23 protein-coding genes are annotated in these 25135 nt (G+C 64.6%); 14 read left to right on the top strand and 9 right to left on the bottom strand.

The features are described 5' to 3' along the window. Nucleotides 1-54: 54 nt before the first annotated feature. From AC1RRP_RS11635 to AC1RRP_RS11625, 3 genes are read left to right on the top strand one after another with little or no spacing between them, the layout of a single operon-like run. Complete coding sequence (locus AC1RRP_RS11635) at nt 55-1335, top strand: TolC family protein (RefSeq protein ID WP_493036309.1); 1281 nt, start codon at nt 55-57, stop codon at nt 1333-1335. A gap of 25 nt (nt 1336-1360) precedes the next feature. Continuing rightward, nucleotides 1361-2572, top strand: a complete 1212-nt coding sequence (locus AC1RRP_RS11630; RefSeq protein ID WP_493036307.1) for an efflux RND transporter periplasmic adaptor subunit — start codon at nt 1361-1363, stop codon at nt 2570-2572. Next, complete coding sequence (locus AC1RRP_RS11625; RefSeq protein ID WP_493036305.1) at nt 2569-5643, top strand: efflux RND transporter permease subunit; 3075 nt, start codon at nt 2569-2571, stop codon at nt 5641-5643. The genes AC1RRP_RS11630 and AC1RRP_RS11625 overlap by 4 nt, the downstream gene beginning before the upstream one ends. Before the next feature lie 9 nt (nt 5644-5652). Here AC1RRP_RS11625 and AC1RRP_RS11620 read toward each other — a convergent pair whose 3' ends face one another. The 3 genes from AC1RRP_RS11620 to AC1RRP_RS11610 form a co-directional block, all read right to left on the bottom strand. Continuing rightward, entirely contained in the window at nt 5653-6237 is a 585-nt protein-coding gene (locus tag AC1RRP_RS11620; protein WP_493036303.1) for a hemerythrin domain-containing protein, read from the bottom strand. Nucleotides 6238-6335: 98 nt separating this feature from the next. Then, entirely contained in the window at nt 6336-7937 is a 1602-nt protein-coding gene (locus AC1RRP_RS11615) for a methyl-accepting chemotaxis protein (protein ID WP_493036301.1), read from the bottom strand. A gap of 94 nt (nt 7938-8031) precedes the next feature. Beyond that, nucleotides 8032-10251 (bottom strand): heavy metal translocating P-type ATPase, encoded by a 2220-nt coding sequence (locus AC1RRP_RS11610; RefSeq protein ID WP_493036299.1) that lies wholly within the window; start codon nt 10249-10251, stop codon nt 8032-8034. A gap of 158 nt (nt 10252-10409) precedes the next feature. Between AC1RRP_RS11610 and AC1RRP_RS11605 the strand changes: the two genes are divergently transcribed. The 7 genes from AC1RRP_RS11605 to AC1RRP_RS11575 all read left to right on the top strand — a co-directional run bounded on the left by AC1RRP_RS11605 (nt 10410) and on the right by AC1RRP_RS11575 (nt 13929). Then, complete coding sequence (locus tag AC1RRP_RS11605; protein WP_057674299.1) at nt 10410-10607, top strand: heavy-metal-associated domain-containing protein; 198 nt, start codon at nt 10410-10412, stop codon at nt 10605-10607. Nucleotides 10608-10621: 14 nt separating this feature from the next. Further along, on the top strand, nt 10622-11029 hold the full coding sequence (gene cueR / locus AC1RRP_RS11600; RefSeq protein ID WP_493036627.1) for a Cu(I)-responsive transcriptional regulator: 408 nt from the start codon (nt 10622-10624) through the stop codon (nt 11027-11029). A gap of 52 nt (nt 11030-11081) precedes the next feature. After that, nucleotides 11082-11285: a YgaP family membrane protein gene (locus AC1RRP_RS11595; RefSeq protein WP_493036297.1), complete on the top strand. Its 204-nt coding sequence runs from the start codon at nt 11082-11084 to the stop codon at nt 11283-11285. Between the two features lie 103 nt (nt 11286-11388). Continuing rightward, nucleotides 11389-12270 (top strand): pirin family protein, encoded by an 882-nt coding sequence (locus tag AC1RRP_RS11590; protein ID WP_493036295.1) that lies wholly within the window; start codon nt 11389-11391, stop codon nt 12268-12270. A gap of 124 nt (nt 12271-12394) precedes the next feature. Then, complete coding sequence (locus AC1RRP_RS11585) at nt 12395-12886, top strand: Spy/CpxP family protein refolding chaperone (protein WP_493036293.1); 492 nt, start codon at nt 12395-12397, stop codon at nt 12884-12886. Between the two features lie 12 nt (nt 12887-12898). Then, a complete protein-coding gene (locus AC1RRP_RS11580; RefSeq protein WP_493036291.1) occupies nt 12899-13720 on the top strand; it encodes a DUF2189 domain-containing protein in 822 nt (273 codons plus the stop codon). Continuing rightward, nucleotides 13720-13929 (top strand): DUF2788 domain-containing protein, encoded by a 210-nt coding sequence (locus AC1RRP_RS11575; protein ID WP_493036289.1) that lies wholly within the window; start codon nt 13720-13722, stop codon nt 13927-13929. Before AC1RRP_RS11580 ends, AC1RRP_RS11575 begins: the two co-directional genes overlap by 1 nt. Nucleotides 13930-13944: 15 nt before the next feature. Here AC1RRP_RS11575 and AC1RRP_RS11570 read toward each other — a convergent pair whose 3' ends face one another. From AC1RRP_RS11570 to dnaA, 6 genes are all read right to left on the bottom strand, one after another. Continuing rightward, nucleotides 13945-14523, bottom strand: a complete 579-nt coding sequence (locus tag AC1RRP_RS11570; protein ID WP_493036287.1) for an NnrU family protein — start codon at nt 14521-14523, stop codon at nt 13945-13947. 23 nt (nt 14524-14546) lie between these two features. After that, nucleotides 14547-16082, bottom strand: a complete 1536-nt coding sequence (locus AC1RRP_RS11565) for a sensor domain-containing diguanylate cyclase (protein WP_493036285.1) — start codon at nt 16080-16082, stop codon at nt 14547-14549. Between the two features lie 50 nt (nt 16083-16132). Continuing rightward, nucleotides 16133-16744 carry a 3'-5' exonuclease gene (locus AC1RRP_RS11560; protein ID WP_493036283.1) on the bottom strand — a complete coding sequence of 204 codons (612 nt, stop codon included), beginning with the start codon at nt 16742-16744 and terminating at the stop codon, nt 16133-16135. A 33-nt stretch (nt 16745-16777) separates the two neighbouring features. After that, nucleotides 16778-19360, bottom strand: a complete 2583-nt coding sequence (gene gyrB / locus AC1RRP_RS11555; protein WP_493036281.1) for a DNA topoisomerase (ATP-hydrolyzing) subunit B — start codon at nt 19358-19360, stop codon at nt 16778-16780. Between the two features lie 89 nt (nt 19361-19449). After that, complete coding sequence (gene dnaN, locus AC1RRP_RS11550; RefSeq protein ID WP_057674309.1) at nt 19450-20556, bottom strand: DNA polymerase III subunit beta; 1107 nt, start codon at nt 20554-20556, stop codon at nt 19450-19452. A 256-nt stretch (nt 20557-20812) separates the two neighbouring features. Beyond that, entirely contained in the window at nt 20813-22225 is a 1413-nt protein-coding gene (dnaA, locus tag AC1RRP_RS11545) for a chromosomal replication initiator protein DnaA (RefSeq protein WP_493036279.1), read from the bottom strand. A 317-nt stretch (nt 22226-22542) separates the two neighbouring features. Here dnaA and rpmH point away from each other — a divergent pair, with 317 nt between their 5' ends. From rpmH to yidC, 4 genes are read left to right on the top strand one after another with little or no spacing between them, the layout of a single operon-like run. After that, on the top strand, nt 22543-22677 hold the full coding sequence (rpmH, locus tag AC1RRP_RS11540) for a 50S ribosomal protein L34 (protein ID WP_006299042.1): 135 nt from the start codon (nt 22543-22545) through the stop codon (nt 22675-22677). Nucleotides 22678-22734: 57 nt separating this feature from the next. After that, complete coding sequence (rnpA, locus tag AC1RRP_RS11535) at nt 22735-23145, top strand: ribonuclease P protein component (protein WP_493036275.1); 411 nt, start codon at nt 22735-22737, stop codon at nt 23143-23145. Further along, complete coding sequence (gene yidD / locus AC1RRP_RS11530) at nt 23142-23414, top strand: membrane protein insertion efficiency factor YidD (RefSeq protein WP_493036273.1); 273 nt, start codon at nt 23142-23144, stop codon at nt 23412-23414. Before rnpA ends, yidD begins: the two co-directional genes overlap by 4 nt. Then, nucleotides 23411-25111, top strand: coding sequence for a membrane protein insertase YidC (gene yidC, locus AC1RRP_RS11525; RefSeq protein WP_493036271.1), 1701 nt, complete (start codon nt 23411-23413; stop codon nt 25109-25111). The genes yidD and yidC overlap by 4 nt, the downstream gene beginning before the upstream one ends. The last annotated feature ends 24 nt before the right edge of the window (nt 25112-25135 follow it).

Here is a 25135-nt window from a genome sequence, read left to right as displayed (position 1 = left end):
AGTCAGTGGTCAGGCGCGGCCGGAGACACTCGATCCCCCCGAGTGGATTGATCCATGAGCATACGTCAGTTATTGTTGTTGAGCAGCCTCTTGCTGCCGGTGGCCCTCCAGGCCCAGACGCCGGCCGCTGCGCCGCTGCCCGTCTCCCTGCAGCAGGCCCTGCAAGCGGCCCAGGACAATCTGGACGTCGCCCTCGCGCGGCGCACGCTGGCCGGTGCACAAGCCGACATCACCAGCGCCGACCGCTCCCCCTTTCCCGTGCTGTCGGCCAGCGTCAACCAGATCGACCTGCAGAACGGCAACGGCAGCGGCAATGCCTGGACCGAGCAGCGTTATGACAAATCGGTCGGCCTGGACTGGACCTGGGAACGCGGCAACAAGCGCGAGCTGCGCACCTTGACCGCCCAGCGCGCAGCCGATGCAGCCCGCGCAGAGCTGGACGAGACCGGCACGCAACAGCGCCTGGCCGCCCTGACCGGTTTTTATGACCTGCTGGCCGCGCAGGAACGCGTGGCCGAGGTGACGCAGATCGAGCGCAACGCCGCCGAACTGGCCCGCATCGCCGGACGGCGCCTGCAGGCCGGCGACCTGTCGGCCCAGGAGACGGCCCGCACGGAAATCGAAGCCCAGCGCGCCAGTGCCGACCTGCGTCAGGCCGAGCTGGAACAACAGCGCGCCGCCCTGGTACTCTGGCAGCTGACCGCCCTGGTGCCCGCCCCGGAACAGCTGCAGGCCCGCGCCGACTGGCCGGCCCTGCCCGCCGCGCCGGTCGCCGCTGCCGTGCTGGAGGACCTGGTCGAAGCCCGCGCCGATGTGCGCGCCGCCCGTGCCCGTGTGCAGGCGGCCCAGGCGGCACTGGACGGCAGCAGCGCGCAGAAAAAATCCGACATCACCTGGGGGGTCTCCTACAACCACTACCCTGGCACGTCCACCGCCCTGATGGCCCTGCGCATGCAGATGCCGCTCCAGTGGGGCTACGGTTACGAAGGCGAGATCGGCCGCGCCAGCGCCCAGCTGGCCCTGGCCGAGAGCGCGCTGGAAAAAACCCGGCGCCTGGCACGACTGGAACTGCAGCGCCTGCAACATGAGCTGCAAAGCGCGGCCTTGCGCGCCAGCGCCTACGACACCGAGATTTTGCCGCGCGCGCGCCGTGTGGCCGAAGGCGCCGAACTGGCCTACCGCAAGGGCGCGCTCTCGCTGACCGACCTGCTGGACGCGCGGCGCACCCTGCGCGCCACCGTGCTCGATGCCGTGGCCGCACGCAGCGAGCACGCCAAGGCCCTGGGGGCCTGGCAACTGCGCAGCGGCCTGCCGGTGGCCGCCGCCGCCCCATGAATAAAGACCCGAAATGCCGTTGACCATGCTGAAATGCCCGAACGCCCCTCTGCCCCTGTTGCTGGCCGCCCTGCTGCTGACGGGCTGCAACGAACAACCCGCGCCCAAGGCGGACGCCCAGGCCCCGATCATGCAGGGCCAGCAGCTGCGCTTTGCCGCCGGGCATCCACAACTCAAGCTGCTGACAGTGGCAACGGCCGAACCGGCCAGGTCCATCGCCATCGAACTGCCCGCCAAGCTGGTGTGGAACGAGGAGCGCACCCAGCGCATCTATCCTTCTTTCGCCGGGCGGGTGATGGGCATCAAGGCCGACGTCGGCCAGCGTGTTCAGGCGGGCGCCGCGCTGGCCCAGCTGGCCTCGCCTGACTTCGGCCAGGCGCAGAGCGACACCGCGCGCGCCGAGGCCGATGCACGGCTGACGGCCAAGGCCGTGCAGCGCCAGCGCGAACTCTTCGACGCCGGCATCGTGGCGCGCAAGGAGCTGGAGCAGACGGAAGCCGACCACGAGCGCGCCCGCGCCGAAGTCGAACGCGCACAAGCCCGCACGCGCCTGTACGGCGGGAGCGGCAACGTCAACCAGCAACTGGTGCTGACCGCCAGCATCGGCGGCGTGGTGGTCGAGCGCAACCTCAATCCTGGCCAGGAGCTGCGCCCCGAGTTGAGTGGGCCAGGCGTGCCGGCCCTGTTCGTCGTGTCCGACCCGACCTCGCTCTGGATCCAGATCGACGCGCGCGAGTCCGAAGTCGGCGTCGTGCGGCCAGGCACCCGCTTCCAGTTCCATGTCGCCGGTCTGCCCGGCCAGACGTTTTCAGGTCGCGTGGTCACGGCGTCCGACTTCATCGACCCGTTGACGCGCACCATCAAGATCCGTGGCGTGGTGTCCAACCCGGATCGCCGCCTGAAGGCGGAAATGCTGGCCACGGCGCGTTTCGAACGCACTTTCCCCGGTTCGGTCGTGGTGCCGTCAACCGCCGTGCTGCTGCGAGGCACACGCCAGTCCGCCTTTGTGGAAACACGCCCGGGCGAATTCGAGCGCCGCGCCTTGGAACTGGACTACGAGGGCCCCCAGCAGGTGGTCGTGAGCAGCGGCCTGAAGGCCGGCGAGCAGGTCGTGGTTGAAAACGCCCTGCTGCTGGCCCGTTTGCTGCGCCTGGCCGAGGAAGAGGCGCGAACCGGCAGTGGCACCAACGCCGCGCCAGCCGCCACGACGCCGGGTCGCGGGGCGGACCAGAAATGAAACGTCTCATCCAGTATGCGGTGCACCAGCCGCTGTTCATCGTGCTGGGCACGCTGCTGTTTGTGCTGGCTGGCGTGTTCGCTTTCAAGAGCCTGTCGGTCGAGGCCTTCCCCGACGTGACAGACACCCAGGTCACGGTGATTTCCCTGTTCCCGGGGCGCGCGGCCGAAGAGGTCGAGAAGCAGGTCACGCTGCCCATTGAAACCGCACTGGCCGGCCTGCCCAACGCGATCCGCCTGTTTTCCCACACCCAATTCGGCCTGTCGTACACGGTGGTGACCTACGACGACAGCGCCAACGTCAACCTGGCACGCCAGCAGGTGATGGAGCGGCTCAACGGCGTGGACCTGCCAACCGGGGCCCAGGTGAACATTGCGCCGAACGCCACCCCCGTAGGCGAAATCATGCGCTACCGCCTGCGTGGCGATGGCCTGTCCACCACCGATCTGAGAACGCAGCAGGACTGGGTGGTGGAGCGTGCGCTGCGCCAGGTGCCCGGTGTGGCCGACGTGGTGGCCATGGGCGGCTTCATCAAGCAATACGAGGTGCAGCCCGACCTGGACAAGCTGCGCGCCTACAAGCTGACCTTCCAGAACCTGCTCGACGCGCTGGGGCGCGGCAACTCCAATGCGGGGGGCAGCTATGTGGCCCAGGGTTCGCAGCAGTTTGCCATCCGCGGCATTGGTCTGTTGCGCTCGCCCGACGACATCGGGCGCATCGTGCTGGACTCGCGCAATGGCACGCCCATCTTGATCCGCGATGTCGCACAAATCAAGCTGGGTTCCGTGCCGCGCCTGGGCATCACCGGGCAGGACCATGACGACGACGCCGTCATCGGCATCGTCATCATGCGCAAGGGCGAGAACGCCAGCGTCGTGCTCAAAGGCGTGAAGGACAAGATCGAGCAACTCAATGAACGCGGCCTGCCGCCAGGCGTGCAGATCGTGCCCTTCTACGATCGCACCTGGCTGATGGGCAAGACCCTCTCCACGGTGTTCCGCAATCTGGTCGAGGGCGCGCTGCTGGTGTCCCTGGTGCTCTACATCTTCCTGTCCAACCTGCGCGCCAGCCTGGCCGTGGTGGTGGTGATCCCGCTGGCGCTGCTGGCCACCTTCATGGGCCTGAAGATCATGGGCGTGCCAGCCAACCTGCTGTCGCTGGGCGCCATGGACTTCGGCATCATCGTCGATGGCGCGGTGATCGTGATCGAGAACATCATGCACCGGCTCGAGAAGGACAACGAGAACATGTCCGAAAGCGAGCGGCGCCAGACCATCATCGACGCGGCCAACGAGGTGGGGCGGCCCACGCTGTTCTCCATGCTGATCATCATCGCCGCGCACATCCCCATCTTTGCGCTGCAACGGCACGAAGGCCGCATCTTCCAGCCCATGGCGCTGTCCGTCACCACGGCGCTGATCGGCTCGCTGATCTTCTCGCTCACGCTGGTTCCCCTGCTGGCCTACTGGATGCTGCGCAAGAAGCTGCCGCATGGCGACAACCGCGTGGTTGCCGCCGCCAAGCGCATTTACGCACCGGTGCTGGACTGGGCCCTGACACACCAGCGCAAGGTGGTGGTGATCGCGCTGGCCGCTTTCGTGCTGGGCCTGGGGGCCGCCGCGCGCTTGGGCTCCGAATTTCTTCCTGAGCTCAATGAAGGTACCTTCTGGGTCAACTGGGACATGCCCGCGAGCCAGTCACAGGAGCAGGCCGTCAAGGTGTTGCGCATCGCGCGCGAGCAACTGCTGACCGTGCCTGAAGTGCGTACCGTCGTCTCCAAGGCCGGCCAGCCCGAAGATGGCACGGACCCCAAGACCCTGAGCATGGCCGAAGTCTTCGTCGATGTGAAACCCGTGGAAGAGTGGCGCAAGGGCATGACGCGGGATGCGCTGATTGAGGAAATGGACCGCAAGCTGGCGGTGATTCCGGGCGTTGATCCCGCCTTCTCTCAGCCCATCCGCGACAACGTGCTCGAATCCATCTCGCAGATCAAGGGCCAGATCGTCGTCAAGGTGGCCGGCGAGGATCTGGGTGAACTGCAACGTACGGTCGAGGCCATGCGCCGCGAGTTCCGCCAGGTGCAGGGCGTGCAACGGGCCGAGGTAGACCGCCTGGGTGAGCTGCCGCAGCTGCTGATCGACATCGACCGCGAACGCGCCTCGCGTTTCGGCTTGAATGTCAGCGACGTGCAGGACGTGATTGAATCGGCCCTGGCCGGCCGTGCCGCCACCCTGCTGTGGGAAGGCGAGAAGAAGTTCGCCGTCGCGGTTCGCCTGCCCGAGGACGAGCGCACCATCGCCAATCTACCCTCCACCCCACTGGCCATTCCCGGCGGTGGTTACACGACCCTGGGCTCGGTCGCCACCATCCGGCAAGCCACCGGCGCGATGAACATCGCCCGCGAAGCGGGTCGCCGCACCATGGCCCTCGGCGTCTTCATCAAGGGACGTGACATGGGTTCCGTGGTGAAAGACATGAAGGCGCGCGTAGCGGCCAATGTCAAGGTACCCGAGAACTACACCGTCAACTGGTCCGGCGAGTTCGAGAACCAGGAACGCGCCATGCAGCGCCTGTCCGTGGTGGTGCCGATCTCGCTGCTGCTGATCTTCGTGCTGCTGTTCGACGCCTTCGGCTCCTTCAAGAAAGCGGCGCTGATCCTGGTCAATGTGCCGCTGGCGCTGATCGGCGGTTTCATCACGCTGTGGGTGTTCGACATCCCGCTGTCGGTGTCGGCCGCCATCGGCTTCATCGCCCTGTCGGGCCAGGCCGTGCTCAACGGCGTGGTCATGCTCTCGGTGTTCCAGCAGCTGCGCAACTCCGGTTACACCGTGCTGGAGGCCGCCCGCACCGGGTCGATGCAGCGCCTGCGTACCGTGCTCATGACGGCCATGCTGGCTGCACTGGGCCTGCTGCCCATGGCGCTGTCGCAGGAAATCGGTTCGGAGACGCAGCGGCCTCTGGCGCTGGTGGTCATCGGCGGCCTGGTGACGGCCACCCTGCTCACCCTGGTGGTGCTGCCCGTGCTCTACGTCGCCTGGTTCACAGGCAAGCGCCTGGACGAGGAAAACTAGGCCCCCGGATCAGCCCGCGCCGACGCCGATCGGTGCGGGTGCGCGCATCACGATGCGCGTGAACAGGCGGTCGTAGACCGGGTCGCGCGGGTACTTGCCGGTCAGCGGGTCGCAGTTGCTGGCAAAGGCCGCGTCCAGTGCCTGCCAGTCCTGCGCGCTCAGGACCTTCTCCGCCTCGGGCAGGATGACGGTCTCCTCCAGCTTCATGTGCTCCAGGTAGAAATCCAGGTAGCGCGCCACGGCCTGCTCGAAGGTTTCGCGGCGCGAATCGCCCAGCAGTTCCCAGGCCAGCAGCAGGTGCTGCAGTTCGCGCACGGCCGTCTCGCCACGGGCGTGATCGCGGTCAAGGCGATCCAGCGCATCCTTGAGGTGCGGCGCACGCGCGCGCACCGGCGGGAAGAGCAGCTCGGTTTCCTTGGTGTGATGCAGGCGTTCGGGAAACTCGTCGATGTAGAACAGCATGGCGCGCAGCACGTCGAAGAACTGCTCCGGACCGTCGCCCGGTCCGCGCCGCACCATCATGCGCAGGGATTGCAGCATCGCCGACAGTGCGGCATGCTCGTCTTGGATGATGCGTAAGCTGGCATGGGCCATGGGGAACCTCCGATCGGATCAGATGATGGTTCCCAGCTTGGCACGGCTGGCACCGCGCTGGCTTGACGCTCGTCAAGCTTTGCGCAGTCTGGCGCGGTTCAAGCCAGCAGCAGGGGAGCGCCGCGGCTCTGGGCCTCCAGGCGGAACTGCCGCACGATGCCGGCCAGGCGCTCGGCCTGCTCACGCATGGATTCGGCGGCCGCGGCCGACTGTTCGACCAGTGCCGCGTTCTGCTGCGTCATGCGGTCGATCTCCTGCACCGCCTGGTTGACCTCGCCGATGCCGCTGGACTGGCTGCCAGCCGCCACGGTGATCTCGCCGATGATGTCGCGCACGCGCTGCACGCCGCTGACGATCTCCTGCATCACGGTGCCGGCTTCTTCCACCTGGCGCACGCCGCCATCCACGGCCGTCACGCTGGCGCCGATCAGGGCCTTGATCTCCTTGGCGGCCTCGGCGCTGCGGCCCGCGAGCGAGCGCACCTCGCTGGCCACCACGGCAAAGCCGCGGCCCTGCTCGCCGGCGCGCGCCGCTTCCACGGCAGCATTCAGCGCCAGGATGTTGGTCTGGAAGGCGATACCGTCGATCACGCCGATGATGTCGTTGATCTTGCGGCTGGACTGCGAGATGCTGTGCATGCTCTGCACCGCCTGCGTCACCACCGAGCCGCCGCGTTGTGCGGCCTGCGAGGCCGTGGCCACCAGCTGGTTGGCGGTCTGCGCCGAGCTGGCGGTCTGCTGCACATTGCCGCTGAGAGCGCCGATGGAGCTCACCGTGTGCTGCACGTTGCCGGCGGTCTGCTCGGTGCGGTTGGAGAGGTCCTGGTTGCCGGTGGCAATCTCGCTGCTGGCGGTGGAGATGCTCTCGCCAGACTCGCGCAACTGCGCCACCATGCCCGAGAGCCCGCTGCGCATCTGCTCCAGCGCGCGCTGCAGGTCGGCCGCCTCGTCACGGCCCTGCACCTCCATGCGCTGCGAGAGGTCACCGCTGGCGATGGCCTGCGCCAGCCGGCGCGCCTGCTCCACGGGTTGGCAGATGGCCTGCATATTGAGCAGGGTCAACGGCACGACGATCGCGAGGCTGAGAATGACCAGGCCGGCAAAGATGAAGAGCGCCTGATCCAGCACGGCATTGCGGTTGGCGTTGGAGGCCTGCGCCTCGGCGCGAACGTCCCGGTCCATCTGGGTCAGCAGCTTGTCGGCCTCCTCGAACTGGGCCACCGAACGGGCACTCATGCGGCTGGCCACCGTTGCGGTTTCATAGGCGCTGCTCTCGAGCTGGCTGGCTGTCCCGCTGAAGAACTGATGGTAGTTCTTGAGGAATTCGATCGCTTTCTGCAGCTGTGCGCCGCGCGCCTCGGGCAGGCTGGCCGCCAGATCGCCGGCGGTCTGCATGATGGTCTTCATCTCGGCTTCCCAGCGCTCCCGGATCTGGCGGATCAGTTCCGGCTTTTCGTACTGGATGATCATGTCCTTTTCATGGCGCCGCACCTGGGCCATGTCCAGCCGCAGCCGGGCCACACGATCCACCACGGCCATGGACTCGTCGATCACCTCAGCGCTGAGTTGGTGAATGCGGAACATGCCGAACATGCCCGCACCTCCCACCAGGGCCAGCAAGGCCAGCACCACGCCGATCGCTCCCAGCATGCGAAAACGGATCGTGAACTGGCGCATCAATGCAAACAACTTCGTGCTCATGGGACGACCTCGCCGGGTGGGGGTGAAAGCGGCACATTCTAGACCCCACCCTGCAGCGCCCTTGACAAATTGAAACGCCTGAAAACAGGGCTATTCAGGCCTTCGGCCGCCAGCGGCGCAGCAGCAAGGCGTTGCTCATCACGCTGACCGAACTCATGGCCATGGCGGCACCGGCAATCACCGGGTTGAGGTAGCCCAATGCGGCCAAGGGTATGCCCGCCACGTTGTAGATGAAGGCCCAGAACAGGTTCTGGCGGATCTTGGCCACGGTGCGGTCCGACACATCGAGGGCCGCGGCCACCAGCAGCGGGTCGCCCCGCATCAGCGTGATGCCAGCTGCGTGCATGGCCACGTCGGTGCCGTTGCCCATGGCCATGCCGACATCGGCCGCCGCCAGGGCCGGCGCATCGTTCACGCCATCCCCCACCATGGCCACGGTATGGCCGCCTTCCTTCAATCTGGCCACCATGGCCGCCTTGTCACCCGGCAGTACCTCGGCGAGCACCTCGCCCGCTTCGGGACGCAGACCCAGGCGACGCGCCATGGTCTCGGCGGCGCCGCGGTTGTCGCCCGAAATCATGACCGTACGGATGCCGCGCGCACGCAAAGCCGCCAAGGCCTCTTTCGCACCCGGCTTGGGTTCGTCGCCGAAGGCCAGCAGGCCGCGCAGCGCGAGCCCCTGCGTGGTGCGTTCGACCATGGCCGAGACGGTGGCGCCCTGCGCCTGCAGCGCGGTGGCACGCGGCGCCAGTGCGCCCAGGCCCACGCCGAGCTCCTCCATCCAGCGCAGGCTGCCGATCAGGTAGCTGGTCACGCCCACCTCGCCCTCGCTGCCGCGCCCGGGCACGGCACGCACGTTGTCCGGCGCCTGCACGGACAGCTGGCGGGCCTGTGCGGCCTGCACCACGGCACGTGCCAGCGGGTGTTCGCTGCCGCTTTGCAGACTGGCGGCGGCGGCCAGCAGGCGCGCCTCGTCCTGATCCGGCAGCACCTCAAACGCGGTCAGGCGTGGCTGGCCCACGGTGAGCGTGCCGGTCTTGTCGAAGGCCACGGTATCCACCTTGTGCGCGAGCTCCAGGGCCTGCGCGTCCTTGATCAGGATGCCGTGTTTCGCCGCCACCCCGGTCCCCGCCATGATGGCCGCCGGCGTGGCCAGGCCCAGCGCACAGGGGCAGGCGATCACCAGCACCGCCACCGCGTGGATGATGGCCGACTCGGCCGAGGCGCCGGCCCACAACCAGCCCAGCAGGGTCAGCAGGGCAATCATCAGCACCACCGGCACGAACACCGCCGAGACCTGATCGACCAGGCGCTGGATCGGCGCCTTGGCGGCCTGCGCATCCTCCACCAGATGGATGATGTGCGCGAGCACGGTCTCGCTGCCCACGGCGCCGACCTGCAGCACCACACGGCCCTCGCCATTGATGGAGCCGCCGGTCAGCCTGGCGCCGGCGTCCTTGGCCACGGGCAGGGGCTCGCCGGTCAGCATGGACTCGTCCACCTGGGTGTGGCCTTCGAGCAGGATGCCGTCCACCGGGAAACGCTCGCCGGGGCGGACCACCAGCTTGTCGCCCACCAGCACCTCGGCCACCGGCACGTCGACCTCGCCGTCCAGCCCGATCAGGTGCGCAACGTCCGGCCGCAAGGCATGCAGGGCGCGGATGGCAGCCGTGGTCTGGCGCTTGGCGCGCGCCTCCAGCCACTTGCCCAGCAGCACCAGCGTCACCACCACCGCCGAAGCCTCGAAATACAGATGCACCATGGTGCCGGACTCGGCGCTCAGCCACAGCCACATGGACAGCGCCCAGCCCGACGTGGTGCCGATGGCCACCAGCAGATCCATATTGCCGGTCAGGGCCTTGAGCGCAAACCAGCCGGCCTTGTAGAAGCGCGCCCCGAGGATGAACTGCACCGGCGTGGCCAGCAGAAACTGCGCCCAGGCCGGCAACATCCAGTGCTTGCCGGCCAGATCACCCAGCATGGGCACCACCAGTGGCAACGACAAGGCCAGGCCGATGGCCACCGGCGCAAAACCTGCCCAGGGCGAGGCCTCTTCCGGCTGCTCCAGCGCATCGGCGGCACGCGGCTCGTAGCCGGCATCGCGTACGGCACGGCGCAGCCGCGCCTCGATCTGCTCCGAGGGCGCGAAACTCACGCGCGCCGACTCGGTGGCCAGGTTGACGGCGGCGTCACTGACGCCCGGGACCTTCTTCAGGGCCTTTTCCACCCGGCTCACGCAGGACGCACAGGTCATGCCGCCGATGCCGAGGTCCAGCGTGGCCGGGGGAGAAGCGAGGGATGTTGAAGTGTTCATGCAACGAATTCTGAACCTTGCCACGATGGCAGGGTCAAGTCTTGCGCCAGATCAACCTTGTTGTCGAGAAGGTCGAAACCAGGAGCTTGACCTTCCCATCGTGGCAAGCTTCAGGATATGCTTTCCCTGAACCCAACTCCCAGCGAAAGGAAGGCCCCATGAACCAGAACTTCAACGTCAGCGGCATGACCTGCGGTCACTGCGAAAAGGCCGTGACACGCGCCATCAAGCAGGTGGACCCGCAGGCCGAAGTCAAGATCGACCGAAGCAAGAACCTGGTGGAAGTGCAGTCGCAGCAGGCGCGCGAAACCCTGGCCCGGGCGATCGCCGAAGAAGGCTACACGGTCGCCGCCTGAAGGCCATGGCGCACATGCTCTGGCCCGTCAACATCGGCAGCGCAGCCGAGCTGTCCGGCATCTCGGCCAAGATGGTGCGGCATTACGAGTCGCTCGGCCTGTTGCCGCACGTGGCACGCTCCGACAGCGGCTACCGCCAGTACAGCGAGGCCGACGTGCGCACGCTGCAATTCATCAAGCGCTCGCGCGACCTCGGCTTTTCCATGGCCGAGATCGCCGAACTGGTGACGCTGTGGCAGAACCGTCGGCGCAACAGCGCCAGCGTCAAGCGCATCGCCCAGAAACACGTGGACGAACTCGCCACGCGCATCGAAGCCATGCAATCGATGCAGCGCACACTGCGACAACTGCTGCACCACTGCCATGGCGACGAACGGCCCGACTGCCCCATCCTCGACGACCTGGCCAGCCGGGGCGGTTGACGGCAGCCCCCCGGACCCCAATAATGAACCGCATCCACAACAGGAGTACAGCATGAAAACCAATATCGGCGGCATGGAACGCGTCGCTCGCATCCTCGCAGGCGCCATCCTGGTCGGCCTTGCAGCCACCGGCACCGTCGGCTGGTGGGGCTGGCTGGGGCTGATCCCCATGGCCACCGGCCTGATGGGCTGGTGCCCGCCTTACGCCCTGCTGGGCATCAACACCTGCTCCGTCAAGGACGCTCCCAAGGCCTGATAAAGCACGGCGGCGCAGGGGTTTCGGCCTCCCGCTAACATCTGTCCATGCTCTGGGCCATTCCGGCCCGGCAGTCATTTCACCCGACAGGACCCTGCCGCCCATGACCGTCACCTCTCCCCGCGCCGTCGAACGCCTCGTCACCGGCCAGCCCACCACCGACGGCGCCGGTGTCAAGCTCACACGCGTGCTCACGCACGACCTGCAGCGCCGGCTCGACCCTTTCCTGATGCTGGACAACTTCGCCAGCGACGACCCCAAGGACTACGGCGCCGGTTTCCCCGATCACCCGCACCGCGGCTTCGAGACGGTCACCTACATGATCGCCGGGCGCATGCGCCACCGCGACAGCGCCGGCAACGAAGGGCTGCTGCAAAACGGTGGTGTGCAGTGGATGACGGCAGGCCGCGGCCTGGTCCACAGCGAGATGCCTGAACAGGAAGCGGGCGTGATGGAAGGTTTCCAGCTCTGGCTCAACCTGCCGGGGCGCGACAAGATGTGCACGCCGGGCTACCGCGATATCCAGAGCGCCGAGATCCCCGAACTCACCACACCCGAAGGCGTGACCGTGCGCGTGATCTCCGGCCACAGCCACGGTGTGAACGGCGCCGTGGCGCGCCCGGTCGATGCCTACCCGACCGACCCGCTCTACCTGGACCTGCATTTCCCCGCCAGCGGCGCCATCTTCAACCAGCCGCTGCCAGCGGGCTACAACGCCTTCCTCTATACCTACCGCGGCACCGTGCAGGTCGTGGATGGCAGTGGACAAGCCACCCCGGTACCGCTGCACCGCATGGCCATCCTGGACAACAGCGGCGACGGTGTACGCCTGCAGGCCGAGACCGGCAGCGCACCCGCACGCGCCCTGCTGATCGCCGGCCGCCCGCTCAAGGAACCGATCGCCCAATACGGCCCCTTCGTCATGAACACGCGCGAGGAGTTGATGACGGCGGTCGAAGACTTCCAGAACGGACGCCTGGCCTGAGATCGCGGGGGCAGCGACCGACTTTACACAGGCGATGCACACCCTCATCCTCGCGATACACAAGCCGCGCAGACTGCATGCACCCTGTTACTTCGCAACAGGTCTGATCTGAAAGGATGAGGATATGAAAGTCAACTTCAAACCCGTTGTGCTGGCCACCGTGCTGGCTACTTCCGCCCTGGTGGCCCTGGCGCAATCCGGCCCCGGCCCGGCCACAGGCGCGAGCGCTGGCCCCGGCATGCACCAGCCCGATGGCGAGCGTCACGCCCGCCAGCAGGAACGCATGAAAGAGCACATGGCCAAGCGCGCGGCCGACCTCAAGGCCAAGCTCAAGCTGAGTGCCGAGCAGGAAGGCAACTGGAACGCTTTCCTTGCCGCCATGCAGCCCCCGGCCCGCGCGTCCATGCCCAAGCGTGAAGAGCTGGCCAAGCTCAGCACCCCCGAGCGCCTGGACAAGATGAACGAACTGCGCAAGCAACGGGATGCCGCCTTCGAGCAACGTGACGCGGCCACCCGAACCTTTTACGGCGCGCTGAATGCCGACCAGAAGAAGGTCTTCGATGAAAGCACGGCCCGCTCCTCCCACCGCCATGGACCCCATCGCGGGCACGGTTAACATCGGAGCCTGATGAAGCCCACCGCAGCACCCGTCATCCGCACGATCGATCTGCACCAGCCGATGCGCTGGCTGGTGCTGGGCTGGCGTGACATCGGACGCTGCGGCTGGGTCAGCTTCGCGCATGGCCTGGTGCTGACCGTCGTCGGCCTGGGCCTGCTGGTGCTGGCACGTCACCAGTTCTGGTGGCTGGCCGGCGCCTTCTCCGGCCTGCTGGTGGTGGGCCCGGTGCTCGCCACCGGCCTGTATGCACTCAGCCGGGCGGTGGAACGCGGCGAGGCCACGTCCTGGCGTCTGGTGCTGAAGACCTGGCTGAGCTGGCGCCGTCATGGGGACAGCCGTGACGGCAAGGACTGGCGCCTGGTGCAATTCGGCCTGCTGCTGGGCCTGGCCGGTACCGGCTGGGTTGTGACCTCGGCCGCGCTGGTCACTCTGATGTCTCCGGTTCCCATCGAACAGCCCCTGGATTTCCTGCGCCACGTGGTGCTGGCACACGACAACTGGCTGTTCGAAGTCTGGCTGGCCCTCGGGGGCCTGATGGCCGCGCCCATGTTCGCCTCCAGCGCGATTGCCATCCCCTTGCTGCTGGACCGCCGCATCAGCGTGCTGCAGGCCGTGATCACCAGCTGGGAAGCGGTGCTGAACAACCCCGTGCCCATGGCCTGGTGGGCCACGCTCATCATGGGTTTCACCCTGCTGGGCCTGCTCTCGGCCCTGCTGGGGTTGATCGCTGTCATGCCCATGCTGGGGCATGCCAGCTGGCATGCCTACCGCGACCTGGTGGATGCCTCGGCCTGGCCCGAGCGGACGACGGGTCAACCGGGAGCGTACTGATGTTCGGCTACACCGAGGAGCAGATCGCCGCCTTCGGCCTGTCCTTCGGCGTGGGCGCCTTCATGCTCTACATGCTGTTCATCATCGGCCACCTGGCCTGGGAATCAAAGGCCGGGCGCTTCGGCACCTTCGTGATCTTCCTGGGCCTGGCCTTCGGCATGGTGGGCTTTGCGGCCAAATTCGTGATCCAGTGGGTCCTGGAAAAATAGCCGCCGCAGGCAGTGTCAGCCAAACGGCTTGACGCCGATCAGCAGGCCATGCAGGCCAAAGGCAAACACGGCCCAGGAGGCCACCCCCAGCGCCACGGTCACGCCGGTGGCCACCCCACGACCGGGAGGGTAGGACACGCGATCGCGACGATCACGGCGGCGCGAGATGCTGAAATTGAAAATGGCCCAGACCAGGAAGGCGCCGAACAACAGCAGGTGCGCCAGCATGCCCGTGGCCAGCAGGTGGGCCAGCGCCCAGGTCTTCACGCCCAGGACCATGGGGTGGTGCAGGCGCGCCTTGATGGCATTGCCCGGTACGTAAGCCGCCGCGAGCAGGACAAAGGCCAGCAGGGTCAGCAGCGAGGCCACGTGGCGCAGGCCCGTGGGCGGGGTCCACAGGACCACCGGCTGCTCTCGCGCCAGGTCGAAGCCCCAGGCGATCAAAGCCAGCCCGGCCAGCGACAGCAGGGAGTACAGGCCCTTCCAGGCCCCTTTGCCGAGGCGGCTGCGCATGCGCTGGCGCCAGTCCTCGGCGAACATGCGCACCGAGTGCACGCCCAGGAAGATCAGCAATCCGGCCAACAGCATTTTCATCGGAGGTCTCCTGGAAAAAGTGGTCAGGCGGCGATGACGCGGTTCTTGCCGGCACGCTTGGCCAGGTACATGGCCTGGTCGGCACGCTTGATGGCGTCGGCACCGGTTTCACCGGTGGCCAGCTGGGCCACACCGGCACTGAAGGTGATGAGAATCTTGTCGTTGCCCGCGAGAAAAAAGCGCTTGGTCAGCTCGCGCTGCAGGCGCGTCATGGCCTCCACGCCCTTGTCCAGCGGCGTGTCGGGTAGCAACACGACGAACTCCTCGCCGCCATAACGTGCCAGCGTGTCCTGCGGGCGCATGCACTCGCGCGCGACCGTGGCCAGGTGCTTGAGCGCGGCGTCGCCGGTTTCGTGCCCCTTGCCGTCATTGAGCTTCTTGAAGTTGTCGATGTCCAGCAAGGCCACCGACAGGATGGCGTCCTTGCGACGCACACTGGACACTTCGCGGTTCATGGCCTCGTCCAGGCCCTGGCGGTTGAGCGCGCCGGTCAGGCTGTCGTGGCGCGCCTGCGCGCTGACGCGATCGAGCTCGCGGTGCAGCTTGACCATCTCGGCCTCGGTGGCCTGCGCCTTCTCGCGCATGGCGCGCAACTCGTCGCGCGCGCTGGTCGACTCGCTGGTCATGTGGCGCGTGGCGCTGATGACCTCCTTGAGCACGGGCGCGATCTCCTCGATCTTCTTGGCCTGCTCAAGCTGGCGCATGCTCTCTTCCATCTTGCCCTGGTAGGCGCCGCTGGTCTCGCTCATCTGCGAGAGCCGGCTGATGAAGGTGGCGAGCATCTGGCGCAGTTCTTCCTGGGCTTCCTGCGCCCGCCCCTTGGCCTCGGTCTGCTTGAAGATCACATCCTTGAGGCGGCGCTCCACATCGTCCAGGCGGCGCAAGGTCAGCGGCGGCTGGGCGGCTTCCTTCAGCGCATCGGTCTGGCCCTTGAGCCAGTTGTCGTCCGGGCTGAGCTCGCCGATGTTGTCGATGATGAGCTGCAAGAGCTTGAGCAGCGTCAGATGGATCTCGGCCTGGTCCTCGGCCGCAAAGGACAGGCGATGGCTGAAGTCGGCCAGCTGCGCCTTGACCTTGTAGGCCTCGGCTGCCGGGTCACGCAGGGCCTGGATCAACTGCTGCATCTGCTCCTGGAAACGGGTGTCGTCCGTGCCCAGGGCGGGCCGGGCGTATTCGATCAGGCGTGCAATCTGCTCGAAGAATTCCGGCGTGAGTGCCGGTGCCGCGATGGGCGTGGGCGCCAGCGGTGCCGGCGCCGAATCCCCACTGCCCGGCATGGCAAAACCGCTATAGGCCACCAGGGCGTTCTGCACACCCAGCCAGTTGCGCTGCCCGATCGCGTACTCCAGCAGGCTGCGCTGCTTTTCCTGGCCCGGGTTACGCGCCGGCAGGGCCTGGGCAATCTGTCGCAGGGGCTCTTCCGGGAAGGGCTGCACATTTGGCACGCCCGCAATCTCGTTGTAGATCGCCTGGTAATTCACTGGCGTGGGCGCCAGCTGGCGTGCCGTGATCTGCTTGAGCGCCTCGCGCGCGATCTCGAAAGGTTTTTTGTCACTCATGGGATGAGCCATTCAGCAGGCATCGCCTGATTATGCGGTCAGGGAGCATCCTATACCCGGGCGTGCCGCGACAAGAGGGCCGAAACACCCTGGCGCTGGCAATGCTGCAGCGCCATCAGCAGATCATGGTCGACGTCCGCGACATCGTGGCGGCGCTGCAGGTCCTGCTGGATCCGAAGCAGCAACTCGGCCGCCATTTCAGCGTCCGCCAGGGCCCGGTGGGCCGCACCGGTGCGCGGCAGCCGGTGGTAGTCCACCAGCGTGCCCAGCTTGTGGTTCGGCGCCTGGGGGTAGAGCCGGCGCGACAGCAGCATGGTGCAGGCAAACGGCTGAACGGCCGGCAGTCCCAGGCGGGACAACTCGCCGGTCCAGAACTTGCGGTCGAAGGAAGCGTTATGGGCCGCCATGGGAGCGTCACCCACGAAGTTGCTGGCTTGGCGCATCACCACGCCGGCGTCGGGCGCGGCTTGCACCATCGCGTTACTGATGCCGGTGAGCTGAGTGATGAAGGCAGGAATGTGGGCGCCGGCATTCATCAGGCTCTGGAAACGGTCGACGATGCGCCCTTGTTCCACCAGCACGATGGCCACTTCCGTGGCACGGGCGCCCTGTTCGGGTGAAATACCCGTGGTTTCGAAGTCGATGACGGCGACAGGCTTCATGCCGGTGAAAAGCCTGCGCCGCCTTGTCGGATCTCAGACGTCGATGTTGCCGGCGCGCAGCGCGTTGGTCTCGATGAAGTCGCGCCGCGGCTCGACCTCGTCGCCCATGAGCATGGTGAACACGCGGTCGGCCTCGATGGCATCATCGATCTGCACGCGCAGCAGGCGGCGCACGGCCGGGTCCATCGTGGTTTCCCAGAGCTGTTCCGGGTTCATCTCGCCCAGGCCCTTGTAACGCTGACGTGCGGTCGCGTTCTCGGCCTGCCCGATCAGCCAGGCCATGGCCTGGCGGAAGTCGCCCACCTTCTCGTCCTTCTGCTTCTCGCCTTCGCCACGCATGACGCGTGCGCCCTCGGCCAGCAGGCCGCGGAAGGTGTTGGCAGCCTCCGCCAGCGCAGCGTAATCGGCCCCGTGCACGAAGTCCTGGGTGATAACGCTGCTCTTGACGTTGCCGTGGTGGCGGCGGCTGATGCGCAGGATGGGCTTGTCGGTCCGGGCGTCAAACTCGCCCGCCACTTCAGCACCCGCCAGCTTGGCCTGGAGGGCGACGGCAGACGCCTCGGCTTCTGCGACGGTATCGAGCTTGAGCACCACGCCATCGGCGATGGAGCGCAGCGCCTCGGCGTCCATGAAGTTGTGCAGGCGGGCGATCACGCGCTCGGCCAGCTGGTGCTTGCGCGCCAGCTCGGCCAGGGTGTCACCCGTGATCACGGTCCCGTTGGCACCGCCCGTGTGGATGGAAGCCCCGATCAGGGCTATGCGCAACAGGTAGGTATCGAGCGCGGAGGCATCCTTGAGGTAGAGTTCCTCCTTGCCCGACTTGACCTTGTACAGCGGCGGCTGGGCGATGTAGATGTGGCCGCGCTCGACCAACTCGGGCATCTGGCGGTAGAAGAAGGTCAGCAAGAGCGTGCGGATGTGGGCCCCGTCCACGTCGGCGTCGGTCATGATGATGATGCGGTGGTAACGCAGCTTGTCGATGTTGAAGTCATCGACGCCCGACTTGCCGCTTTCAACCGCGGCCTTGCCGATGCCCGTTCCCAGCGCCGTGATCAGCACCACGATTTCATTGCTGGTGAGCAATTTCTCGTAACGTGCCTTCTCCACGTTCAGGATCTTGCCGCGCAGTGGCAAGATCGCCTGGAACTTGCGATCGCGACCCTGCTTGGCCGAACCGCCAGCGGAGTCACCCTCGACAATGTAGATTTCGCACAGCGCCGGGTCTTTTTCCTGACAGTCCGCCAGCTTGCCGGGCAGGCCCATCCCGTCGAGCACACCCTTGCGGCGCGTCATCTCGCGCGCCTTGCGGGCCGCCTCGCGGGCGCGGGCCGCCTCGATGATCTTGCCGCAGATGATCTTGGCATCGTTGGGGCGCTCTTCGAGGAAATCCGTCAGCGACTTGGCCACGATGTCTTCCACCGGGGCACGCACTTCGGAACTGACCAGCTTGTCCTTGGTCTGGCTGCTGAACTTGGGCTCCGGTACCTTGACCGACAGCACGCAGCACAGGCCTTCACGCATGTCGTCACCCGAGATCTCGACCTTGGCCTTCTTGGCCAGTTCATTGCTCTCGATGTACTTGCTGATGACACGGGTCATGGCCGCGCGCAGACCCGTCAGGTGGGTACCTCCGTCGCGCTGCGGAATGTTGTTGGTGAAGCAGAGCACGGACTCGTTGTAGCCGTCGTTCCACTGCATGGCGACTTCGACGCCGATGTTGGTGCCCGGGATGCCACCGTAGGTTTCTGCCGGACGCTCGCCATTCGCGTGGAAGGCATTCGGGTGCAGCACCTTCTTGTTGGCATTGATGAAGTCGACAAAACCCTTGACACCACCGGCACCGGAAAAGTCGTCTTCCTTGTTGCTGCGCTCGTCCTTGAGACGAATGCGCACACCGTTGTTCAGGAAACTCAGTTCGCGCAGGCGCTTGGCAAGAATGTCGTAATGGAACTCATGGTTCTGCTGGAAGATGTCGAGGTCAGGCAGGAAGTGCACCTCGGTCCCGCGCTTCTCGGTGGCGTCGACCACCTTCATGGGCGAGACGTCCACACCACCCACTTGTTCGATGATGCGGTTTTGTACCGCGCCACGTGCAAATTCCAGCTGGTGGACCTTGCCTTCGCGACGCACGGTCAGGCGCAGCCATTTGGACAGCGCATTGACGCAGGACACACCCACGCCGTGCAGACCGCCCGAGACCTTGTAGCTGTTCTGGTTGAACTTGCCGCCGGCATGTAGCTCCGTCAGCGCGATCTCCGAGGCACTGCGCTTGGGCTCGTGCTTGTCGTCCATCTTGACGCCGGTCGGGATGCCACGCCCGTTGTCAACCACGCTGATCGAATTGTCCAGGTGGATGGTGACGACGATGTCATCGCAATGGCCAGCCAATGCCTCGTCGATGGAGTTGTCGACCACCTCGAACACCAGGTGGTGCAAGCCGGTACCGTCGGACGTATCACCGATGTACATGCCCGGGCGTTTGCGTACCGCCTCCAGGCCTTCCAGAATCTGGATCGACGATTCGCCATAACCTTCTGATGCACCGACTTGATGGGCATCGATACGGGGCTGGGCGCTGAAATTCTCTACAGCGCTAGGCTTGTTTTCTTCGGTCATGGCTTACTTCTCAACACTATTCAAACACTTGAATGAACAGACCCGCCATGAACCAGACGTTCATCGCGGGTCATGATCTTGCGCTTCCGTCAGATCCGCATGGGCATCACAACGTACTTGAAGCTATGGTTGTCGGGAATCGTGATCAGGGCGGAGCTGTTCGAGTCCGAGAGTTCAACCTTGACCATATCCTGTTCCATGTTCGTCAGAACATCGATCAGGTAGGTCACATTGAAGCCGATCTCGATGCTGTCGCCGCTGTAGTCGATGTCCAGCTCGTCCACCGCTTCTTCCTGCTCGGCATTGTTGGATGCCACACGCAGGGTGCCGGGGTCGATGTTCAGGCGTACACCCTTGAACTTGTCGCTGGTCAGGATGGCGGTGCGCTGCAGGCTCGCCAGCAGGGGCTGACGGCCCAGGACGATGGCGTTCTTGTGGTTCTTCGGAATCACACGGTTGTAATCCGGGAACTTGCCTTCGACGAGCTTGGTCACGAACTCCATGCCACCAAAGCTGAACTTGGCCTGGTTGCTGGCGAACTGCATCTCGATCGCACCCTCGGTATCACTCAACAGACGCTGCATTTCCAGCACCGTCTTGCGCGGCAGGATGACTTCCTGCTTGGGCACTTCCACATCCAGCGTCGCCGAAGCAAAGGCCAGGCGGTGACCATCGGTTGCCACCAGGCTCAGTTGCTTGCCTTCTGCCACGAAGAGGATGCCGTTGAGGTAGTAGCGGATGTCATGCACAGCCATCGAAAACGAGACCTGGCTCAGCAGCTCCTTGAGCGTCTTCTGCGGCACGCTGAAAACCGGACCGAAATTGGCGGCTTCCTGCACCAGCGGAAAATCCTCGGCGGGCAGGGTCTGCAAGGTGAACTTGCTCTTGCCCCCCTTGAGGATGAGCTTGTTCTGGCTCGATTCCAGCGACACGGTCTGGTCAGCCGGCATGGTGCGCAGGATGTCGATCAACTTGCGCGCACCCACCGTGGTCGTGAAATTGCCGGCATCTCCATCAAGCTCAGCCGTGGTCCGGATCTGGATTTCCAGATCGCTGGTCGTGAACTGCAAGGCGCTGCCGGTCTTGCGAATCATCACGTTGGCCAGGATAGGCAGGGTATGGCGACGTTCCACGATGCCCGAAACGGACTGGAAAACGGAGAGTACTTTGTCTTGTGTTGCCTTCAGGACGATCATGTCAACCTCTTCTTTGATTTCTTTAATTCAAATTAGTAGTAGTAGATAGAGCAGGCTGCCTTCTGTGGATAGCATCATTTTCCCTTTTTTTATCAACGACTTGCCTGTCGTCCAACCATGTGTGTAGTCGTCGAGTTTGATCCGGTGCGAGACTGCATAACTTGGCAGAACGGCTTTCCCCTGTGGATAACTCATGACTTGTGCCAGAACTATCCCCAGGGTTTCAGGTCGCTTTTTTGATGGGTGATGCCTCCTTCTATCCCTTGAGGGTCTGTTCAAGTACGTGCAATTGCTGGTTCAGTTCAGTCAGTTGCTGGCGTTCACCGGATATCTTGCGGACCGCATGCAGTACGGTGGTGTGATCGCGACCACCAAACAGCTCGCCGATCTCGGGCAGGCTCTTCTGTGTCAGTTCCTTGGCCAGGTACATGGCAATCTGGCGTGGGCGGGCAATGCTGGCCGGCCGTTTCTTGGAATACATGTCGGCGACCTTGATCTTGTAGTAGTCGGCCACCGTCTTCTGGATGTTTTCCACGGAAATCTGCCGGTTCTGGATGGACAGCAGGTCGCGCAGGGCCTCACGGGCCAGCTGGATGGAGATTTCCTTCTGGTTGAAGCGTGAATAGGCCAGGATCTTGCGCAGGGCACCTTCGAGTTCACGCACGTTGGAGCGCACGTTCTTGGCCACGAAGAAGGCCACTTCCTCGGGCATCTCGGTGCCTTCGCTCAGCGACTTGTTGATCAGGATCGCTACGCGCATTTCCAGTTCCGGCGGTTCAATGGCCACAGTCAGGCCGGAATCGAAGCGGGAGACCAGACGTTCGTGGATGTCCAGCAAGCCCTTGGGATAGGTGTCACTGGTCATCACGATATGGGATTTCTTGGCCAGCAAGGCCTCGAAGGCGTTGAAGAACTCCTCCTGTGTACGGTCCTTGTTGGCAAAGAACTGCACATCGTCGATCAGCAGCAGGTCGAGGGAGTGGTACTTGTCCTTGAACTCGTCAAAAGTCTTGCGCTGGTAGGCCTTAACCACATCGGAAACGAATTGTTCCGCATGGATGTACAGAACTTTGGCGTTGGGGCGCTCGGCCAGCAAGCGGTTACCCACAGCATGCATCAGGTGGGTCTTGCCCAGGCCGACACCACCGTAGATGAACAGGGGGTTGTAAAGCTGCCCCGGTGAACTGGCCACGTGCATGGCGGCAGCGCGGGCCATGCGGTTGGCCGTGCCTTCCACCAAGGTATCGAAAGTCAGGGCGGTGTTGAGACGGGTCCGATTCGCCGGGTTGATGCGCTCCAGTCCGGCGGCATAGGACTCTTCCGCAGGCAAGGCCTCGGCTTCGACAACCACTTCCTTCGCCCTGGTGTTGTTTTCCCTGGGGGTGAGTGCCAACTCAAGATGCATGGGCTGGCCATAGACCTTTTCCAGCAGCGCAGCGATCCGGCTACTGTATTGGGCACGGATCCAGTCCAGTTTGAAGCGATTGACGACAAAAAGGGTGACGCGGGAGAAATCTTCAGCGACCTGTGCCGTCAGGGGCTTGATCCAGGTGTTGAATTGCTGTTCGGGGAGTTCCTGGGCCAGTTGGTCGACGCAAGTCTGCCACAAGCTGTGCCCGGCTTCCTGGCCCAGGCTCACGGCCTGACTATTGAGTTGTCCCTCGCTCATGCGTGCTAATTATTGTGGATATATAGGCCGTATGGTGCGCTGGATTGTAAATTATCAAGAATTTATCCACAAGGGGCGAGGGGCCCGCCAGGCCCTCAAGTGCTGCACGCACTTGGAAAGCCAAGGCATTGCCAGCATTGGAAATTTTTGCGATAATCTATGGTTTTCCCGAAGCCTGTGATGTGTCCGGAAAGCGCCGCAAGGTGCAAACCAAGGCCACTGAAGTGCGAACGGGACATTTCATGGGCTGTGCCGCCAGCGATGGACGGTGCGGTTGCATGGCAGAAAAACTCCACGCTTATCACTAGGATTTCGAGATGAAACGTACTTACCAGCCCTCCAAGATCCGCCGTGCGCGTACCCATGGTTTCCTGGTCCGCATGAAGACCCGTGGTGGCCGTGCCGTGATCAACGCGCGTCGTGCCAAGGGCCGCAAGCGCCTGGCTGTCTAAGCCGGACCGCTCTGCCAGAGCCCTGTACCGGTTTTGCGCAGTGCACTTCAGCGCACCATGCAGGCGCGGCGGCTGAAGACCCGGGAACAGTTTCAGGCCGTACTGGCATGTGCACCCTTTGCCCGGACGGAACATTTTGTCATGCATCGCATGGTCCTGGAGGTCCCAGGCACGCAAGTCGTGCCCCAGACCTCTTTTGCCGTTGATAGCCTCTGGATCGGTGCCATGGTTCCAAAGCGCTGGGCACGTCGTGCCGTGACGCGCAACCTGATCAAGCGACAGGTCTACAGCATCGCAGCGCAGCACAAGGCGGCGCTGCCCGCGGCCGCCTATCTGGTGCGCCTGCGCAGCACCTACGACCGCACGCAGTTCATCAGCGCAAGGTCCGAAGCGCTGCAGGCCGCTGTCCGTGGCGAAATCGAACAACTGTTCAGCAAGGCCCAGCAGCCTGCAAAGGCTGCCGCATGATCCGCCATCTGCTCATCGGACTGGTCAAGGGTTACCGTTTCTTTCTGAGCCCTTGGCTGGGTTCGGCCTGCCGTTTCGAGCCGACGTGCTCGCTCTATGCGCTGGACGCCTTGCGCCAGCATGGTGCCATGGCAGGCAGCTACCTCACCGTGGGTCGATTGCTACGCTGCCATCCCTGGTGCGCCGGCGGGCACGATCCCGTACCTTCGCAAAAACCCCGCCTCTTCACCGGCCTGCTTTCCACCCCTTCTGAAAAGAACATTTCATGAACGATATTCGCCGCACCATCCTGTGGGTGATTTTTGGTTTTTCCCTGGTCCTGCTGTGGGACCAGTGGCAGATCCACAATGGCCGACCCGCAACCTTCTTCCCGTCGCCGACGGCGAAGACGGCGGCTGCCCCGGCAGCGGCGGCCTCAACGCCGGCAGCCGTTCCCGTGGCCGCGCCCGTGCTGCCCGTAGGCAATAGCAGTGACCGCATCGCCAAAACCGAAGCGCAGGCGCCCGTCGCGCGCGAACGCGTGGTGGTGAGCTCCGACGTGCTGACGCTGACCTTCGATACCGAAGGCGGTTCGCTGGTTCGTTCCGAGTTCCTGAAACATCGCGACCAGAAAAATCCCGAACGCCATGTCGTGCTGTTCGATGAAAGCAAGGATCGTGTGTACCTGTCCCAGTCCGGATTGATTGCCGGCGCTGCCGGCGGCAGTCTGCCGACGCACAAGACGCCCATGAAGCTGGTGTCCGGCGAACGGGAGCTCAAGGACGGTGTGGACGAACTGCTGCTGAAGTTCGAGTCGGCCGAAATCGGCGGCGTCAAGCTCGTCAAGACGTACACGCTCAAGCGCGGCAGTTATGCCCTGGACGTGAAGCACGAAGTACAGAACATGGGCACGACGCCGCTGACGCCCCAGCTCTATCTGCAGCTGGTGCGTGATGGCAACAAGCTGGCCGGCGAGTCGTCCTTCTATTCGACTTTCACTGGTCCGGCCATCTATACCGAGGCGAAGAAATACCAGAAGGTCGAGTTCAGCGATATCGAGAAGAACAAGGCCGAGTTCGAGAAGCAGTCCTCCAACGGCTACGTGGCCATGGTCCAGCACTATTTCGCCAGCGCCTGGCTGCTCGGCGACGGTGTGCCGCGGGAAATCTTCGCCCGCAAAGTCGACAGCAACCTGTATGCCGTTGGCATGATCGCCCCGCTGGAGACGATCGAACCGGCGACGAGCCGCACCGTGGAGGCGCGCCTGTTCGTCGGCCCGCAGGAAGAAAAGAGGCTCGAAGCCATCGCCCCCGGCCTGGAGCTGGTCAAGGACTACGGCTGGCTGACCATCCTGGCCAAGCCGCTGTATTGGCTGCTCGACAAGCTTGAGCATCTGATCGGCAACTGGGGCTGGTCCATCGTGGCCCTGGTGGTGTTGCTGAAGATTGCTTTCTACTGGCTCAATGCCAAGGCCTACGCCAGCATGGCCAAGATGAAGTCCATCACACCGCGCATCACCGAGCTGCGCGAGCGACTGAAGGACAAGCCGCAACAGATGCAGCAGGAGATGATGCGTGTCTACCGCGAGGAGAAGGTCAACCCCATGGGCGGCTGCCTGCCCATCATGATCCAGATTCCGGTGTTCATTGCCCTCTATTGGGTGCTGCTGTCCAGCGTCGAGATGCGCAACGCACCCTGGATCCTGTGGATCAAGGACCTTTCGGCCGAGGACCCCTATTACATTCTGCCCCTGCTCATGACGGCCACCACCATGCTGCAGACGGCGCTGAACCCGGCGCCGCCGGACCCCCTGCAGGCCAAGATGATGTGGTTCATGCCGCTGATCTTCAGCGTGATGTTCTTCTTCTTCCCGTCCGGCCTGGTGCTGTACTGGCTGACCAACAATATCCTCTCGATCGCGCAGCAGTGGGTGATCAACACTCGCATGGGCGTTCCGCCGCAGTTCAATTTGCCGAAATTCAAGTAAGCAGACGCACAGGGGCCGCGCAAG

The sequence above is a fragment of the Hylemonella sp. GW821-FHT12C09 genome (assembly GCF_058807395.1).
The sequence above is the reverse complement of the archived record's forward strand: the minus strand, read 5'-3'. Positions and strand labels throughout refer to the sequence as shown.

Coding starts and splice junctions, on each gene's coding strand:
- AC1RRP_RS11590 (WP_493036295.1), top strand. CDS start 11,389: ATGACCGTCACCTCTCCCCGCGCCGTCGAACGCCTCGTCACCGGCCAG.
- yidD (WP_493036273.1), top strand. CDS start 23,142: ATGATCCGCCATCTGCTCATCGGACTGGTCAAGGGTTACCGTTTCTTT.
- AC1RRP_RS11595 (WP_493036297.1), top strand. CDS start 11,082: ATGAAAACCAATATCGGCGGCATGGAACGCGTCGCTCGCATCCTCGCA.
- AC1RRP_RS11560 (WP_493036283.1), bottom strand. CDS start 16,744: ATGAAGCCTGTCGCCGTCATCGACTTCGAAACCACGGGTATTTCACCC.
- AC1RRP_RS11575 (WP_493036289.1), top strand. CDS start 13,720: ATGTTCGGCTACACCGAGGAGCAGATCGCCGCCTTCGGCCTGTCCTTC.
- AC1RRP_RS11635 (WP_493036309.1), top strand. CDS start 55: ATGAGCATACGTCAGTTATTGTTGTTGAGCAGCCTCTTGCTGCCGGTG.
- AC1RRP_RS11610 (WP_493036299.1), bottom strand. CDS start 10,251: ATGAACACTTCAACATCCCTCGCTTCTCCCCCGGCCACGCTGGACCTC.
- AC1RRP_RS11605 (WP_057674299.1), top strand. CDS start 10,410: ATGAACCAGAACTTCAACGTCAGCGGCATGACCTGCGGTCACTGCGAA.
- AC1RRP_RS11625 (WP_493036305.1), top strand. CDS start 2,569: ATGAAACGTCTCATCCAGTATGCGGTGCACCAGCCGCTGTTCATCGTG.
- AC1RRP_RS11620 (WP_493036303.1), bottom strand. CDS start 6,237: ATGGCCCATGCCAGCTTACGCATCATCCAAGACGAGCATGCCGCACTG.
- yidC (WP_493036271.1), top strand. CDS start 23,411: ATGAACGATATTCGCCGCACCATCCTGTGGGTGATTTTTGGTTTTTCC.
- AC1RRP_RS11630 (WP_493036307.1), top strand. CDS start 1,361: ATGCTGAAATGCCCGAACGCCCCTCTGCCCCTGTTGCTGGCCGCCCTG.
- dnaN (WP_057674309.1), bottom strand. CDS start 20,556: ATGATCGTCCTGAAGGCAACACAAGACAAAGTACTCTCCGTTTTCCAG.
- rnpA (WP_493036275.1), top strand. CDS start 22,735: ATGCAGGCGCGGCGGCTGAAGACCCGGGAACAGTTTCAGGCCGTACTG.
- rpmH (WP_006299042.1), top strand. CDS start 22,543: ATGAAACGTACTTACCAGCCCTCCAAGATCCGCCGTGCGCGTACCCAT.
- gyrB (WP_493036281.1), bottom strand. CDS start 19,360: ATGACCGAAGAAAACAAGCCTAGCGCTGTAGAGAATTTCAGCGCCCAG.
- dnaA (WP_493036279.1), bottom strand. CDS start 22,225: ATGAGCGAGGGACAACTCAATAGTCAGGCCGTGAGCCTGGGCCAGGAA.
- AC1RRP_RS11615 (WP_493036301.1), bottom strand. CDS start 7,937: ATGAGCACGAAGTTGTTTGCATTGATGCGCCAGTTCACGATCCGTTTT.
- cueR (WP_493036627.1), top strand. CDS start 10,622: ATGCTCTGGCCCGTCAACATCGGCAGCGCAGCCGAGCTGTCCGGCATC.
- AC1RRP_RS11585 (WP_493036293.1), top strand. CDS start 12,395: ATGAAAGTCAACTTCAAACCCGTTGTGCTGGCCACCGTGCTGGCTACT.
- AC1RRP_RS11565 (WP_493036285.1), bottom strand. CDS start 16,082: ATGAGTGACAAAAAACCTTTCGAGATCGCGCGCGAGGCGCTCAAGCAG.
- AC1RRP_RS11570 (WP_493036287.1), bottom strand. CDS start 14,523: ATGAAAATGCTGTTGGCCGGATTGCTGATCTTCCTGGGCGTGCACTCG.
- AC1RRP_RS11580 (WP_493036291.1), top strand. CDS start 12,899: ATGAAGCCCACCGCAGCACCCGTCATCCGCACGATCGATCTGCACCAG.